The following is a 15,670-nucleotide window of genomic DNA, read 5'->3' as shown; positions in this document are numbered from 1 at the left end:
CTTAACAGAGTTGTAACAGGATGTGACTTAGAAAAAATGAGTGGCAAGATAACCGCGCTAAAAGTTTGTACGTGAGAAAAGCGCTAGAGATCAAGAAGTCGCCGTTTACTGCTAGTGACAAAATACAACTGTGCTAATCTTGCTTAGCTTTTGTTATGGAGAACAACATCTTGCTATTGGACATCGTTACGCAAAGTGTGAATGAATTTCAGGTCGATTGCCTCAGATTATGCGAGAAGCACTATCCGACCATTCATAATCAAGGAATGAGTGAACATCACTTAGGCTTAGCCTTTGCCAGACGCCTTGCCCGAACGCTCAGTGAGTTTGGTCACCCCTGTGAATACGCGCCTATCGAGTCGACTTTTCAACGCGATCTTCCCCATCATTTCCGAGTCTCTAGTGATGCTGGTACCGTATGGATCCTCACTCATCACCTCATGAGTGCGGGTAAAGCCTGCCGAGCAAAGCTCATGCGTGACATTAGCCAGTGGAAACAAGAATATGCCTATGTAATACAACCTAACGATTTACTTTTGTTACTGAGTGATCATTGGATGGGTCGCAGCCAAAAAAGCCGAGAGCTACTCCATTGGTGGACTGGGCATTTACCTGATGAGATAGATGAATATCATGCCCAAGGCATTGCGCTACAAGAAAGTGATTCACAGTTAACACATACACTGGAGCACTATTATCGTATAAGCCCCTGCTATATTAAGTTTGCTCACCCTCTTAAGCGTTCTAAAAATCAGCAGTTAGTGCGTAAATATGTTCAATTTTATGCCGTATTACAGTGGAGCTAATCGTTTGCTCTAAGCAGATTGCTGGGTATTCTCACTTTGTTGTCTTTTGAAATAGTGAAGTGTGTCGATATTTATAAAACCTTTTTGCGCACAGTATACAAGCACATTCATTGAGCACCGCAATACGAATGCAAAATGCATTCTTGATGAATATTTATGTGATCTTCCTCATCCATCCCTAAGGTAATGTAATTTAAGGTATTGCTTAAAAATAAGCACTTTTGATTGAGACTAAACAAAGCTTAATTTAACGCAAAAAACCGTCATCACACCTCATGCTATCGTGTGACTTCCTATTTGACAGGCTGGACGCTTCGCCAATACTATGGCGCACGTCAAAAGTATTACTTCAGGGAAGCGTTACGCTGTTTTTACCCAAGGATGCTCAATTTGTATGGTTCTGACTGATAAACAACAATTTCTCGACTGCATCCATTACGATGAAGACGGAGAATATTATGCGAAGTATAACGGGCTAACACTGCGTAGTGTGTTTCAACCCATTTTTGATAAACAACATCAAGTCGTCGGAGCTGAAGCACTTGTTCGCATATTCACTCAACAACACACTCAGATTAGACCCGATCTCTTTTTCCATTCTGATACCTTTGCTGCTGATGATAAGTTGAATGTGGAACGGCTTAGCCGCGCCATTCATATCCGCAATTTTAGTCTTTCTCCATATCGAGATACTCGCTTATTCCTTAACGTACTCCCCGTTGCTGGTGAACAATTTGCTTACTGTAATATCAGTACCACACTATTGGCTACACGCCTGGCAGAGCTAGCGATTCCGCATCAACGAGTCGTAATGGAGTTGGTTGAAGTGGAGTCTGGCGATGAAAACATGTTACAGATAGCCACGGAAAGACTTGCCGCGAGCGGTTTTCAAATTGCAATTGACGATTTTGGCTGCAAAGCCTCAACCCCAGCAAGAGTTGCCATGCTGCGGCCGAACATCATTAAATTAGATAGGCAGCTACTACTCGATTTTATGGCGGGAAATTGCTGCGGTTTGCTTACAGGCCTTCAATTGGCCAACAGTACCGGAGCACATACCGTAGTTGAAGGAATTGAAACAGCGGAACAATTAGCCGCTATGCAAAAACTCAACGTGCATATGTACCAAGGCTATTACTTAGCATTGCCCGAAGGGATTGCACAATCAGCGAAAGTCGCTAATGCACATTAATGCCAAGATCGGGCGATTGAACTCTCGACAATCACCCCCGAAGAGAACTTGATTCTTTACACCAAGGGGAAGACGCAGCATACTCGCCCTATGTGTTATTTAGGCTAATCACCCATGTTTCAAACTGCGGCGTCACTGTTGAGTTTTATTCTGCTCTGTGCAGCGTCTTTGCTACATCATGCTGACACGCCTTTTTCCTCTGCGTCTTACTTCGATAACCAAATACAGCATCAAACGCATCATACTGTTACTAAACTGGCTATGTTGCCCACTCGCCTCCAAGGGCATCGTTTACTGCTAAGTTGTGAACTGGAAGAAAAGGAAGAATCTCCGTTTTCTTATCTGCCTAATGCAACCAATGATTCCATTCGTTTAGCTCTAAGCCAAAGCATTCGTGCTGATAACGTTGCTTTACTGAACTTAACACCACTGACCTATGCTCGAAAAGCATGGTTATTCACAAACCTGTACTCTCGTTACGCTCACGCTTAACTCTCCTCTTTTCTCTTTTATTCTCAATGAGTTGTTATAACAAGTCGTCAATGCATTGAACATCGGCCGTCAGAATCTATCTGCCGAAGCTGAGCAAGCAATCTCTTTGTTATTACTCATGTTGGACGTTTACACCTTCATTAAAGAGGAGCTCCGTTTGGATTCCCTACTCTCTATTTTTAGTGCGCTCTGGCACCATGATGTTTTCGCCCTACAACAGGTGAATTTACTGCTGTTATACCTCTGTTTAGGGTTGCTGATTTTTTTGGAAAGTGGCTTTTTACCGGCTGCACCATTGCCATGTGACAGTGTGATCATCCTGAGCGGTTCACTTGCCGCAGCTGGTATTTTACAGTTGCATTGGGTACTCATAACCTTATGCATGGCTGGATGGTTCGGTAGTTTGATGGCCTTTTATCAAGGAGCCCAACTCAAGCATTGGAACATCATTAACCGCTGGCTAGCCAAGGTTCCTGATAAGCAATTAAAAACCACTGATAAACTAATGCACCGTTACGGTTTGATTGCTTTGTTCTTCGGGCGTTTCTTCCCCGTGGTACGCTCTTTATTGCCGATGGTGATGGGGTTACGTAACGGGGTTAAGCCGGTTCAATTTATTACAGCGTCAGCCATCAGTGCTCTGTTTTGGATTGTATTTTTGGTAGGGGCAGGGTTTGGTATTGCGTTGTTACCCACTAAGTTAGAACAACTGGCGACCAAGATACTCATGATTGCCCCCGTCTTGACTCTAGTGCTGGCCATACTGACACTCCTTACCAGCAGCATCATTAAAAAGCGCGATCGAAAAGTGAAAGTCCGGATAGAAGACTGAAAATGTGTAGAGCCGCACGGATCACTGTGCGGCTTTACAAGCAAGATAAATTTCTGAGTGAACATTAAACATAAAAAAAGGGCTCATAAGAGCCCCGCAAATGCGATGGTATTGAGAATGAGAACATTATGAGTGGCGCTGAGAATCAGAAGAATGGGACGACTCTTGCTCAATAGCGAAGCTGTCCACGTATTCCTCGGTCGTTGATGACTGAGTCGTCACTTCGTCACCGCGTAACGCTTTTTGAAAAGAGCGAATCGCATAACCCGCATCTTCACCTATGGTCCGCAGTTTCTTAGTGCCGAAAACCAGCGCAACAATACACCCCAAGATTAAGAGCTTACCCACACTGATTCCACCCATGTTGTCCTCTGCTTTTTACAATGTGTGTTTACCAAGTAGATTTCAGACCATGCAAAGTGCACGTAAACAATCCCACTAAAAGTTCACGCCTTACCTGTCCTTAACCTGTGAAGCAGTGTAGCGAACCCTGTATAAATCGGTTGTATGGATAAAGCATACATCTGTATAGATTTTATAAAGATAGTTTTATTTTACGTGCCTATTTATCCACTAAACGGTAACCGACCCCATTTTCAGTCAGGATGAAGCGTGGTTGCGCGGGATTGTCTTCCACTTTATGGCGTAACTGAGCCACATGGATACGCACATAGTGATGATGCTCGACATAATTGCCGCCCCACACTTCTTTTAAAATCTGCTTGTGTGTGAGCACCTTCCCCATATTTTTTGCTAGCAATTTCAAAATGTTGTATTCGGTTTTGGTCAGTTTTACTGGCTCTCCAGCCTTGGTAACTTGCTTTAACACAAGATCCAACACCAGATCCCCCAATTCAAAACGAGTTTGCTCTACACTTTCGGTGCTCGGCGCTAAACGCAGCGCCACCCGAATACGAGCCATCAGCTCTTCACTGCCAAAGGGTTTAGTCAAATAGTCGTTCGCCCCGGCATCCAGAGCTTGCACTTTATCCGCTTCTTTTTCTCGGGCAGAAATCACCATGATTGGGGTTTGCGTCCATGCTCGCAGTTCTCTCGTCAAACTGATGCCGTCTTGATCTGGCAAACCTAAATCCAACAGGATCAAATGCGGGTTCCAATTCGCCACCAGATGCAGCCCTTGCTCTGCCGTGCTGGCAACTTTCACTTGATACTCATAACCAGAAATAAGCACAGTCAAAAACCGTTGAATTGGCGCTTCGTCTTCAATAATGAGGATCTTAATTTCACTGTTCATACAGTTCCTTTAAATTGTATTGGCGGCAAGGAATCGTCACCGTAAAACATGCGCCCCCAGACTCTCGATTATGTACCCGAATCGAACCTTGGTGAGCCGCAACAATCACTTGGCAAATCGCCAAGCCAAGCCCCGTTCCATCAGCATGATTGCCTTCCACACGATAAAACCGGTCAAAAATTCTAGGTAATGCCTCATCGGGAATGCCCGCGCCATTATCCACCACCGCCAGCGTAAACTGCTGATCTTGATAAGCACAAGCGATCTCAATTTCGCTGCCTCTAGGTGTATATTTCGCGGCATTTTCCACTAAGTTAATCAACACCTGTTCAATCAGTAAGCTATCAAGCTCAACCAACATCGGTTGACTCTCAATCTGTACTTTGTGATGGGTTAATCGCGGTGCTAAACGACTGAGCACCGTTCCAATCAACTCCTCCGGTTCAACCCAATCTAACTTAGGTACTAGCGCGGATGCCGTATAGCGGGTGATATCGAGCAGTTTGGTCAAACTGCGATTTAACCGCTCGCCTTGCTCAGCAATTGACGTCAGCAGCTCTTGCTGGGTTTCCGTCGAGAGGTGAAGACTCGGATCGGTTAAAGTGGTAGCAGAGCCAATGATCGCGCCAAGCGGCGTTTTTAGATCGTGCGAGACAGACGCGAGTAACGTTGTGCGCGTACTTTCCAGCTGTTTCTCCGCTTCCACATGGGCCAAGGTGCGATGCGCATGAGCCCTTGCTAACGAGAGGGTCAGAAGAGAGCGTACCCAAGGTGCGATTTTAGATTCACGCCGCAAAGCCTCTGGCGATGCAAAGCGATCATGGGGATAACGTAGGAAATAAATGACCCCAAGGATTGTCCCACGATCCACCAAGGTGAAGGCATTGATCTGTTCATCTTGCGCCAAGGCTAATCTGTTATCAGTGAAAGGAGGCTGTGGTAGTTCAATTGCTGCAACGGGGAAATCAGGGTGCTGCGCCGCCCATTGCCACTGCAGTTGGTATAGCGCGATCGCACTGACTATCCCCTTCTCTTTACTTAAAAATTTTACGGTGGCTTGAGCAATCTCTTCACTGGTACTGAGTGCAGAAAGATGGCAAGCAAGTTCATAGTACTTCTTGTGTTGCTGCTGCAGGCGCTTATTTTTCTCTATTTGCTTGCGCTGAGCCTGTGTTATATTCACCGCGAAAATCCCACTAAAAGCTAACACCGCATAGGTAATCACGTACTGCGCATTCTCAAATCGGAACGATTGATAGTCCGGTAGCAGAAAGTAGTGATAATCGATGATGCTTAATCCCATCATCAAGTAAGCGTTGCGCGGTTTGAGTACTGATGCGCTCAAGATATTGAGCAGCAAAAACAGCATAGCTACATCAGTCTCAATCATATCTTTGCGGTACATCACACCCACGACAGTGACCATGGCGTAAAGCGCAACCAGAATCAGCGCTTTGTGTGCTTCATTAAGTCTTGTCACCACTGCTTCTTAATCCTGTTGGTTCGTGATCTCGTCACCTAGGTGGCCGGATCATACATCTTCCATCCTCCATCGCAAACGCTGCGATACCGACAGAGGTGAATTATGACTTGGATTACTGACGCAAATATGGCCGTTGCCCGCGTTGCTTATCAACTGAGTGAAGTGCTAGCCGTCTACCCTATTACACCGAGCACCAGCATGGCCGAAAGCTGTGAACAATGGGCAAGCCAGCAAAAGAGCAATCTGCTGGGTGATGTACCCAAACTTGTGGAAATGCAATCGGAAGCAGGCAGTATTGCGGTTGTTCATGGCGCTGCCATGAGCGGTGCACTTGCCACTACCTTTACCTCATCGCAAGGTTTATTGCTCATGATCCCAAGCTTATACAAGCTTGCTGGTGAGCTGACGCCTTGTGTCATTCATGTGGCGGCTCGCACTGTTGCAACCCATGCGTTATCCATTTACTGCGATCATTCGGACGTGATGGCCATCCGCCAAACGGGCGTTGCAATGCTCTGCGCCAGTAATGCGCAAGAGGCGCAAGATCTGGCCGCTATTGCCACTTTCAGTGCTTTACAATGCCGCTTACCGTTTGTGCATTTCTTTGATGGATTCCTCACCTCACACGCCATTACCCAGATTGAGCCGCTCTCCGAAGAGGCGTTATCTGCACTGCTACCCATGCCAGCGTTAGTTGATTTTCGTGCCCGAGCCTTAACGCCCGATCGACCAACTCTACGCGGAGCCACTGCCGATCCCGACAGTTACTTTCAGTGTCGCGAGGCTCAAACGCCGTACCATCAAAGTACGCCTGAACAGGTGCAGAACATCATGGACTGTTTTGAAACACAGACCGGACGCCGCTACCAGTTGGTCGAGTATATCGGTCATCCGCAAGCACAATCTGTGATTGTCGCAATGGGATCTTCCGTCGACACCATCAAACAAGTCGTCCTTGCCGGCGTTCAACAAGGTGAGCGGATTGGCGTTATTCAGATCCGACTATATCGCCCTTTTCCAAGCCAAGCCTTACGGGATGCGCTTCCAGCCACGGTGACTCATATCAGCGTATTGGATCGCACCAAAGAGCCGGGCAGTCACGGCGAACCGCTTTATCTTGACGTTTTAAGTGCCTTGTATACCCAAATGGCAAACTCGATCCGACTCTCTCGCGGTCGCTATGGGTTATCAGGAAAAGCGTTTTTCCCAGAAGATGTCGAAGCGATTTTCACTATGATGCAAGCTCCCGAGCAGGAGCAAATGCACGAGTTTGTGGTGGGTATTGAAGATGACGTAAGCCAACTTACTCTACCGAAAACGATTTCAGCGACGAGAGATAAGCCCTATCAAAGTGTTCTGATGTATGGCTATGGCGGCGATGGGAGTGTCAGTGCGGGAAAAAATCTGATTAAAACCCTAGGCCAAAACTGGCATGTACAGGGTCAGTTTGAATACGACTCCAAAAAATCTGCCAATGTCACCACGACACATATCCGCTTCAGTCAGCAACCGATCACTGCTCCCTATCCGGTTCGTCACGCTTGGTTGGTTTCGCTCAGCAATCTGAAACTTCTCCATGAGCGTGATATTGCCAGCAAGCTGATCGCCAATGGCTATCTGTTGCTCAACACCGCACTGACGGGGCAAGCGCTGTGGGCCGCTTTACCACCCGCGTTGCAAAGTCGCCTGCAGGCCTTATCGGTTCAAGTGGCCACCATAGATGCCGATGGCTTGGTTGAGCGCCATCAACTCGGCAATAAAACCAGTATTGTAATGCAAGCCGCGGCGGCTCGATTATTAAGCCAGCATACCGAACAGGCGTTATTGCCCCCACTGGAAGCGAGTCTAACCGAACAGCTCAAACACCGTTCAGCCCAGCAACTGACACAAAGCCTGCAATGCCTAAACCAAGCATATCAGTCGGTGTGTGAGATGCCATTTGCGATCCCAAGTGAAACAACGGAGGCCATCCAGAGCCAGCCGAAGATTTGGGGCGCGAGCTTGGTTGAACAGTTGCTGGCGGGGAAAGGCGATGCGCTACCTGTCTCGGCTTATCCGGCCGATGGAGTATGGCCTACCAATACTTCGCAGTTAGAAAAGCGCAATCTTGCTGAACAGCTGCCGGTTTGGGAAACCGATCTTTGCACTCAATGCGGTTACTGCGTCGCGATTTGCCCTCATTCGGCGATTCGTGCCCGCATTGTGAGTGAAACCCATCCCACCTTGAGTGAGTTAAAAAGCCTGCCTTATCGCTCAAGGCAGCAACCCGATGCGCATTATGTACTGCAAGTGTCGCCGGATGACTGTACTGGCTGCCAGTTATGCACTCAGGTTTGCCCAGCAAAAGATCGACGAGAGCCAGAACGTAAGGCATTGAATATGGTTGAGAAGAACCTCAGTTATCAGTCAGAACAACAAAGATTCACTCATTTCCAAGCCTTGCCGAAGCAGTCGGCCTATCAGCAGCAGCGAATTGATGTCAAAACATTGCAGCACGTTGAGCCCTATTTTGAATACCCGAATGCCTGTGCAGGATGCGGAGAAACGCCTTATATCCGTATTTTGACTCAGTTATTCGGCGATCGATTGATGATTGCGAACGCGACAGGCTGCTCCTCAATTTTTGGCGGCAATCTACCCACGACGCCTTACAGTCAGGATAGTGATGGACGAGGCCCAGCTTGGGCCAACAGCCTATTTGAGGATAATGCCGAATTTGGCTTGGGCATGAATATGGCACTGGAAGCCTTACAATCGCGTGCGCAGCGTTTGCTAGGCGGACATACCCCGCAATCTCCGCTTCCCGATCTAAGATCGCAGATTGGTGAGCTGAAGCAGCGACTTCCTGCTCACTCGGAAGAGCAACTGCTGGCCGATTATTTAAGCGAAAAAATGGTGTGGATGATAGGAGGTGACGGCTGGGCTTATGACATCGGCTTTGGCGGACTCGATCATGTGATGCGCAGCGGACGTAACATCAATATTCTGGTTCTGGATACGCAGTGTTACTCCAACACTGGTGGACAAAAATCCAAGTCCACCCCGCAAGGACAAACCGCGAAATTGTGCAGTTTACCCAATCCAAGTCCAGCCAAAGATCTGGTTAAACTTTACCAAGATCTGCCCGGTGCGTTTGTAGCGAGAATAGCCTTGGGTGCCAACATCAATCAGACCATTAAAGCACTGCAAGCTGCAGGTGAACATTCTGGTCCGTCATTGGTTGTCGCCTATTCGCCCTGCATCGAGCACCATTACGATTTGGCACACAGTGCGCAAGTTACAAAAGAGGTGGTGAAATCTGGCGCATGGCCGCTGTATGCGGGCGTCGCGCAACAAGATTAGCCTCGCTCCCCTAGCGAAAAACTAGGGGAGCCTTGTAAAGGCTAAACCTCAGAGCTAAAAAAACCGTTCAATCTTGAACGGTTTTTTCGTGCGAGCCTTACATCTCTCGGTACACACCCATCTCAATTAGGCGATCGGGAGGAATATTCAATCTTTCCGACGTTCTCAGCGCATGTTTGCTCATCTGAATAAAGAACCAGACTTTCAGGTCATGCCACATCCCCAGTTTTTGTACTTTCAATCGCTCTGAAGAGAGCAAAAAGAGCGTTTCATTGGGATGCAAATACAAGCCTTTTAGACCGCAGCAATGCATCACTTGCGCCATATCTGGCTCCTCTTGATAACCGGTATGGATCACTACTTGCCAAAAACTGGCCGAGACCTGCTCTATCTCAGCTCTGCGACATGGGTGAACCCTTGGCACCGCCTCATATTGAAAGGTCATCAATACATTTCTTTCATGTAAGGTCTTGTTGTATTTGATATTGTGCAGCAGCGAGCGCGGCACATGATTCAACGAGCGAGACAGATAAACGGCGGTTCCTGCGGCGCGTTGGAAAGACTCTTCCTCCAATGACTGAATCATCGCCGAAACCGAGAGCTCGTTACCGGCAATTTCCAGCAAACGTTGGCGCTGCTGCTGCCAAATATACATGACGATAAACACCGCACATCCTAAAAGCAGAGGCAGCCAACCACCCTCCATCAATTTGGTTGAGGTCGACGCTAACAACAAACTATCCATGCCAATAAACACGATCCCAATCGTGACGACTCGCGACCATCTCCACTGCCATTGATAACGCGCAACCAAAACCAACAGTAGCGAAGAGATCATCATGATCGCCGTGACCGCAATACCGTAGGCGGCCGCTAAGTTGGCGGATGAGCGAAAACGCAACATCACAAAAATCACGGCCACAAACAACAACATGTTCGCCGCGGGCACATAAATCTGCCCTTGTGAATGCTCTGAAGTATGCGCAATTTTCATCGGCGGCAAATAGCCATAGTTGATGGCCTGTCTCGCTAACGAAAAGATCCCAGAGATGACCGCTTGCGAAGCAATAACAGTGGCAAACGTCGCCAGCAAGATCAAAGGCCACAACCAAGCTTTAGGCGCCAGGCTAAAGAAAGTAGAACCTGTGGGCTCAGACAGGGTAAGCAGATACGCCCCTTGCCCAAAATAGTTGAGCAGCAAACTGGGCATCACCAGTGCAAACCACGCAATGCGGATCGGCTTAATCCCAAAGTGCCCCATATCGGCGTACAGTGCTTCAACCCCAGTCACTGAAAGCACGACTAAGCCCAAAATAAACAGGGTGTGTTGCCCATGAAGCAAGACAAAATGCACCGCATACGCTGGGTTAAGTGCACGTAATACTTGGGGCGCGTGCCAAATTGCATGGGCACCGAGTAAAGCCAGCACCAAAAACCACAGCAACATCACTGGCGCGAAAAAGCGCCCGATACGCTCAGTTCCCATCGCTTGAACCGCAAACAGCGCCACAATAATCATCATGGCAATGGGCAGTACATAAGGAGCTAAGTCCGGTTGCGCCACCGCAATCCCTTCTACCGCAGAAAGTACTGACATGGCAGGCGTTATCACCGCTTCACCAAAGAAAAAGCCCGTCGCCAAAATTCCGAGTAACATGGCAATCCTCTGCCAACGTTTGGGGGCATTTTGTTGAGCAATGGCGGATAAAGTCAGAATACCGCCTTCACCATTTTGATCGGCGCGTGTCACCAGCAGAAGATATTTAATGGAAACGATCAGGACAAATGCCCAAAACACCAAAGATAAAATCCCCAACACATTGTCAGGGTTAATCGCGAGTGGATGGTGACTGAAGAACACTTCTTTAAAAGCGTAAAGAGGACTGGTTCCGATATCGCCATAGACGATACCCATTGCCAGAAAAGCCAAGCTGGCTGTCGTTTGTTTTGCAGGTTTCATGGTTCTTAAGCACCGCGGTGCTTCCTAAATCACAACTTCCAGCATACTAACTAGCCCGATTTAAAGAAGGTGTATAAAAGCGCCAGTCGGGTATAAAGAAAATATATAGAAATACCCGTTCCCACGCCCTCATCCACTGGTGTAATCCATGCGTCGGGCTGATGACGATTCCCGCATCCGGCGTAAAGTGTTAGCATTGGTGCATTCCAATGACCATAGCGTCACGGAGTTGAGAGCGAGGTGGCTCCTGCTGACTCCATGTTAAGCATCATTCTTATCTCTCAACTCATTTAAGACTGTATTAAAAGGCTAATTTTTCAAATGGTTAACAACTCAATCCAATGGTTTCCGGGGCACATGCACAAAGCACGCAAGGAAATCGAAGAAGCGATTCCGCAAGTCGATGTGATTATCGAAGTGCTTGATGCGCGTATTCCTTTCAGTAGCGAAAACCCGCTTATTTCGCATATCCGTGGTGAAAAACCTTGTGTGAAGGTACTGAATAAGCGTGATCTTGCGGATCCTGAGTTAACCGAGCTGTGGATTGCTCATCTTGAGCAAGAAAAAGGGGTGAAAGCGATGGCGATCACCACATCCAATCCGCAGGAAGTGCACAAGATCCTCGAACTGTGCCGCAAGCTCGCTCCACAGCGTGAAGAGATCGGCAAAAACATTCGCACCATGATCATGGGCATTCCAAACGTAGGGAAATCAACCATTATCAATACGTTAGCGGGTCGCGCAATTGCTCAAACCGGAAACCAACCCGCTGTGACTCGTCGTCAACAGCGGATCAATCTACAAAACGGAATTGTGCTCTCTGATACTCCGGGAATTTTGTGGCCAAAAGTGGAAAACCCTCATAGCGGTTTTCGTTTGGCGGCCACTGGCGCGGTGAAAGATACCGCGATGGAATACGATGAAGTGGCGTTTTACACCGTCGAGTATCTGGCTAAGCACTACCCAGAAAGATTGAAAGAGCGTTACCAAATCGATGAACTTCCAGAAACCGATGTTGAATTGATGGAAGAGATCGGTCGTAAGCGTGGCGCGCTACGTGCGGGTGCGCGAGTGGATCTGCATAAAGCCTCTGAAATCCTACTGCATGAGCTGCGTCAAGGTGTACTTGGACAAATCACCTTGGAGCGCCCAGAAATGATCACCGAAGAGTTACAACAAGTTGAAATTGATGAAGCGCTGAAAGCCGAAGAGAAAGCCAAACGTAAAGAAGAGCGCCGTAAGCGTTATCTGCGTAACAAGCGTTAATCATTCCGCGCATAACAGAAAGGCGAGTATGACTCGCCTTTTTCACAAATCTTTTTCGTAAATCTTTTTCGCAAAGAAAGGCCTGTGATTTACGCCTGTGGAATACCTGCAATCTTGAGCAGTATGCTTTCTAACTCGCTCCAAGGCATCAGTTGTGAATCAATCACTTCTAAGCGTGATTCAAAACCTTCTAAGCTCATTTCAGTCACAGAAACCACACCATTCGCCACGTTGAAAGCGTAACAACCGCGATCGGTATTCAGCACCCCTTTCACTCGCTCGGCAGTTAAATCATTCAGCAGTTGAAACAACAGATCGAAGTTGAACTGAAACTCGGCGCCAAACAGCCAACCGCAACTAAAATAGCCTTGTCCGCGATTTTCTTTGCGCAAAAATGGCTGTTGTGGTGCAAGCTTAAATTGCGGCTCATCGGCAGCATGGTGGTGATGATGGGAATCAATATGAGTGGATGCATGGCCAACTAAACGCGGCATATCCAGTAACTCTATAGGGAATTGCCCTTGCTTGATGAGCTGACTAAAGGTTTTGGCCGGCGTTTGATCCGTAACCCAATCATTAAAGGCATCAATGTCACTACTGCTGCACTGATCGACTTTGTTCCCCAAAACAATATCCGCGCTCGCCAGTTGGTCGTTGAAATTTTGGTGACTGCGATATTTATCCATGCTCAAGTGGCGTGGATCCATCAACGCAATCGTGGCTTTTAAATCCACATAAGGCAGATACTGCTCAGAAATTAACGTGGCGACCACTTGCTTGGGATGCCCTAATCCTGTTGGTTCGATGATTAAACGATCTGGCTTTTGACGCAACAAGGCGTTAATACCAACGGACATTGGAACCCCAGCCGTGCAGCACAGACATCCACCCGGTACTTCTTTGATCATCGCACCCTGCTCGCTCATGATGGCACCATCAATGCCAATCTCACCGAACTCATTAACGAGCACAGCCCATTTTTCATGCGCAGGTTTCGTGGCTAGCAGGTGCAAAATCGCGGTGGTTTTTCCAACGCCCAGAAAACCCGTAATAATATTGGTCGGAACTCGATTGATCATGCTGATTCTCCTTTTGGCCGCAGTATATCCAAAAGCTTTTAAAGAAACAGTTCCAAATTGGATGAATAGCAGAAATGCAAAAGGCGCACTGTAAAGCGCGCCTTTTTCCTCGTAGACTCAATCGTGAGTTTTTGCGAATTCGCTTGACTATGTTTGCAAGCGTCTCTTTACCGAGGTACTGATATGAACGTTTTGATTCCATCCAAATTGTCTGTAAGGTTCCATATCCTCCATCAGAAATGTTCTCACTAACCTTACGCTTTAACTATGGTACATAATGCTGGATTTACAAGACAACTTACTCAATATTTGGCATGGATCTCAATTTTTTTAGAATAATCCGTTAAATCAACCATATATGGAAATCAATATTTCAACTTTATCGCTATAGTTGAACCTCATGCGGCGTATAATTCCCGCGTTCCTTCCCTTCAAACATATTCGTAGGTGTTATTAGCATGTCGACCAGAGAGACGTTTAAGATCAGTTTGATGGCAAAAGTGCCCAAAGATGCCATCAATCAATTTCTCTCTAAAGATAAAACACCCCTGTCAGTGCTCTTTCTCTCTTTACTCGTTGGCATTTTGGCTGGCTTAGTCGGTACCTACTTTGAACATGCCGTCCATTTAGTGTCAGAGACTCGAACTGACTGGTTAAAAAGTGAAATCGGCAGTTTTTTACCACTCTGGCTGGCTGCATTTTTGATTAGTGCATTTCTGGCTTTTATTGGTTACTTCCTAGTTCATCGATTCGCCCCTGAAGCCGCAGGTTCCGGCATTCCAGAAATTGAAGGGGCGATGGATGGTATGCGACCTGTTCGTTGGTGGCGAGTATTGCCCGTGAAGTTTTTTGGTGGGATGGGTGCGTTGGGCTCAGGGATGGTGCTTGGTCGCGAAGGTCCTACAGTACAAATGGGCGGTGCCGTTGGGCGGATGATCTCCGATATTTTCCGAGTAAAAAACGAAGATACGCGCCACTCATTGCTGGCTGCGGGTGCGGCAGGAGGTCTTGCTGCCGCATTTAACGCCCCTCTTGCCGGCATTATGTTTGTGATCGAAGAGATGCGACCACAATTTCGCTATACCTTGATCTCCGTGCGTGCGGTGATCATCTCTGCCGTGGCCGCTAATATCGTATTTCGACTCGTTAACGGTCAAGCGGCCGTGATCAGCATGCCACAATACGATGCCCCTGGATTATCCACCCTTGGCCTTTTCTTGTTACTTGGTGCTCTGTTTGGCGTCTTCGGGGTATTGTTTAACTATCTGATCACCTTAGCTCAGGACTTGTTCGTCAAATTTCATCGCAATGATCGTAAACGCTATTTACTAACAGGCTCAATGATTGGTGGCTGTTTTGGTCTCTTATTGCTCTATTTACCTGAACTGACGGGAGGCGGTATCAGCCTAATTCCAACCATCACTAATGGCGGTTATGGCGCGGGCATTCTGTTACTGCTGTTCGCCGGGCGAATTTTTACCACCCTGCTCTGTTTTGGTTCTGGAGCGCCTGGCGGTATCTTTGCTCCCATGCTCGCCCTAGGCACTCTCTTTGGTTATGCCTTTGGACTCATTGCCCAAGCATGGTTTCCAGAACTCAACATCGAACCTGGCATGTTTGCTATCGCTGGTATGGGGGCTCTTTTCGCCGCCACGGTGCGAGCACCAATTACGGGGATTTTATTGGTTATTGAAATGACCAATAATTACCACCTTATTCTTCCACTGATCATTACCAGCTTAGGTGCGGTGATTTTTGCCCAGTTACTGGGTGGCCAACCCATCTATAGCCAGCTATTACATCGCACTCTGAAAAACCAAAAATTACAGCAACAAGATCTCCCTCAGCAAAATACCACTTCATAAAAGTCAGTTTGCCTAACGGATAATGAAACCAGATAATAGCCGCTCGCGAAATCGAGCGGCTTTTTATTAATACCGATTAGGATGTTCAACCAAGGAGC

At 47.4% G+C, this 15,670-nt stretch carries 12 protein-coding genes; 7 read left to right on the top strand and 5 right to left on the bottom strand.

The genetic code is table 11. From position 1 onward, the window contains the following. The first annotated feature begins 170 nt into the window (after positions 1-170). The 4 genes from EPB59_RS14025 (at position 171) to EPB59_RS14010 (ending at position 3,322) form a co-directional block, all read left to right on the top strand. A complete protein-coding gene (locus EPB59_RS14025) occupies positions 171-806 on the top strand; it encodes a hypothetical protein (RefSeq protein ID WP_154174232.1) in 636 nt (211 codons plus the stop codon). A 394-nt stretch (positions 807-1,200) separates the two neighbouring features. Beyond that, positions 1,201-1,998 (top strand): EAL domain-containing protein, encoded by a 798-nt coding sequence (locus EPB59_RS14020; RefSeq protein ID WP_055049833.1) that lies wholly within the window; start codon positions 1,201-1,203, stop codon positions 1,996-1,998. Positions 1,999-2,112: 114 nt separating this feature from the next. Next, positions 2,113-2,490, top strand: coding sequence for a hypothetical protein (locus EPB59_RS18665; RefSeq protein ID WP_055049832.1), 378 nt, complete (start codon positions 2,113-2,115; stop codon positions 2,488-2,490). A 157-nt stretch (positions 2,491-2,647) separates the two neighbouring features. After that, positions 2,648-3,322: a DedA family protein gene (locus EPB59_RS14010; RefSeq protein ID WP_055050435.1), complete on the top strand. Its 675-nt coding sequence runs from the start codon at positions 2,648-2,650 to the stop codon at positions 3,320-3,322. Between the two features lie 126 nt (positions 3,323-3,448). On the opposite strand, the gene tatA is transcribed toward EPB59_RS14010, so the two are convergent. The 3 genes from tatA to EPB59_RS13995 all read right to left on the bottom strand — a co-directional run bounded on the left by tatA (position 3,449) and on the right by EPB59_RS13995 (position 6,060). Then, entirely contained in the window at positions 3,449-3,685 is a 237-nt protein-coding gene (tatA, locus tag EPB59_RS14005; RefSeq protein ID WP_114731843.1) for a twin-arginine translocase TatA/TatE family subunit, read from the bottom strand. Between the two features lie 199 nt (positions 3,686-3,884). Further along, positions 3,885-4,577, bottom strand: coding sequence for a response regulator (locus EPB59_RS14000; RefSeq protein ID WP_001083605.1), 693 nt, complete (start codon positions 4,575-4,577; stop codon positions 3,885-3,887). Next, complete coding sequence (locus EPB59_RS13995; RefSeq protein WP_154173356.1) at positions 4,567-6,060, bottom strand: ATP-binding protein; 1,494 nt, start codon at positions 6,058-6,060, stop codon at positions 4,567-4,569. The genes EPB59_RS14000 and EPB59_RS13995 overlap by 11 nt, the downstream gene beginning before the upstream one ends. A gap of 102 nt (positions 6,061-6,162) precedes the next feature. Between EPB59_RS13995 and nifJ the strand changes: the two genes are divergently transcribed. Then, positions 6,163-9,402, top strand: coding sequence for a pyruvate:ferredoxin (flavodoxin) oxidoreductase (gene nifJ / locus EPB59_RS13990; protein WP_154173354.1), 3,240 nt, complete (start codon positions 6,163-6,165; stop codon positions 9,400-9,402). Positions 9,403-9,499: 97 nt separating this feature from the next. Here nifJ and EPB59_RS13985 read toward each other — a convergent pair whose 3' ends face one another. Next, entirely contained in the window at positions 9,500-11,362 is a 1,863-nt protein-coding gene (locus EPB59_RS13985) for a potassium transporter Kup (RefSeq protein ID WP_154173352.1), read from the bottom strand. Positions 11,363-11,683: 321 nt separating this feature from the next. Here EPB59_RS13985 and ylqF point away from each other — a divergent pair, with 321 nt between their 5' ends. After that, positions 11,684-12,628 (top strand): ribosome biogenesis GTPase YlqF, encoded by a 945-nt coding sequence (gene ylqF, locus EPB59_RS13980; RefSeq protein ID WP_000247909.1) that lies wholly within the window; start codon positions 11,684-11,686, stop codon positions 12,626-12,628. A gap of 89 nt (positions 12,629-12,717) precedes the next feature. Here the strand turns inward: ylqF and EPB59_RS13975 are convergent, their stop codons facing one another. Beyond that, on the bottom strand, positions 12,718-13,707 hold the full coding sequence (locus tag EPB59_RS13975) for a CobW family GTP-binding protein (RefSeq protein ID WP_154173350.1): 990 nt from the start codon (positions 13,705-13,707) through the stop codon (positions 12,718-12,720). Between the two features lie 458 nt (positions 13,708-14,165). On the opposite strand from EPB59_RS13975, the gene clcA reads away from it, so the two are divergent. After that, on the top strand, positions 14,166-15,572 hold the full coding sequence (clcA, locus tag EPB59_RS13970) for a H(+)/Cl(-) exchange transporter ClcA (RefSeq protein ID WP_154173348.1): 1,407 nt from the start codon (positions 14,166-14,168) through the stop codon (positions 15,570-15,572). The last annotated feature ends 98 nt before the right edge of the window (positions 15,573-15,670 follow it).

The sequence above is a fragment of the Vibrio metoecus genome (assembly GCF_009665255.1).
GTDB lineage: Bacteria > Pseudomonadota > Gammaproteobacteria > Enterobacterales > Vibrionaceae > Vibrio > Vibrio metoecus_B.
Note: the sequence above shows the minus strand (reverse complement) of the source record. Positions and strands in the feature narration are given on the sequence as shown.

Excerpts from the sequence above, each read along its gene's own strand:
- clcA (WP_154173348.1), top strand. The coding sequence starts at position 14,166 with ATGTCGACCAGAGAGACGTTTAAGATCAGTTTGATGGCAAAAGTGCCC.
- nifJ (WP_154173354.1), top strand. The coding sequence starts at position 6,163 with ATGACTTGGATTACTGACGCAAATATGGCCGTTGCCCGCGTTGCTTAT.
- tatA (WP_114731843.1), bottom strand. The coding sequence starts at position 3,685 with ATGGGTGGAATCAGTGTGGGTAAGCTCTTAATCTTGGGGTGTATTGTT.
- EPB59_RS18665 (WP_055049832.1), top strand. The coding sequence starts at position 2,113 with ATGTTTCAAACTGCGGCGTCACTGTTGAGTTTTATTCTGCTCTGTGCA.
- EPB59_RS14020 (WP_055049833.1), top strand. The coding sequence starts at position 1,201 with ATGGTTCTGACTGATAAACAACAATTTCTCGACTGCATCCATTACGAT.
- ylqF (WP_000247909.1), top strand. The coding sequence starts at position 11,684 with ATGGTTAACAACTCAATCCAATGGTTTCCGGGGCACATGCACAAAGCA.
- EPB59_RS13985 (WP_154173352.1), bottom strand. The coding sequence starts at position 11,362 with ATGAAACCTGCAAAACAAACGACAGCCAGCTTGGCTTTTCTGGCAATG.
- EPB59_RS13975 (WP_154173350.1), bottom strand. The coding sequence starts at position 13,707 with ATGATCAATCGAGTTCCGACCAATATTATTACGGGTTTTCTGGGCGTT.
- EPB59_RS14000 (WP_001083605.1), bottom strand. The coding sequence starts at position 4,577 with ATGAACAGTGAAATTAAGATCCTCATTATTGAAGACGAAGCGCCAATT.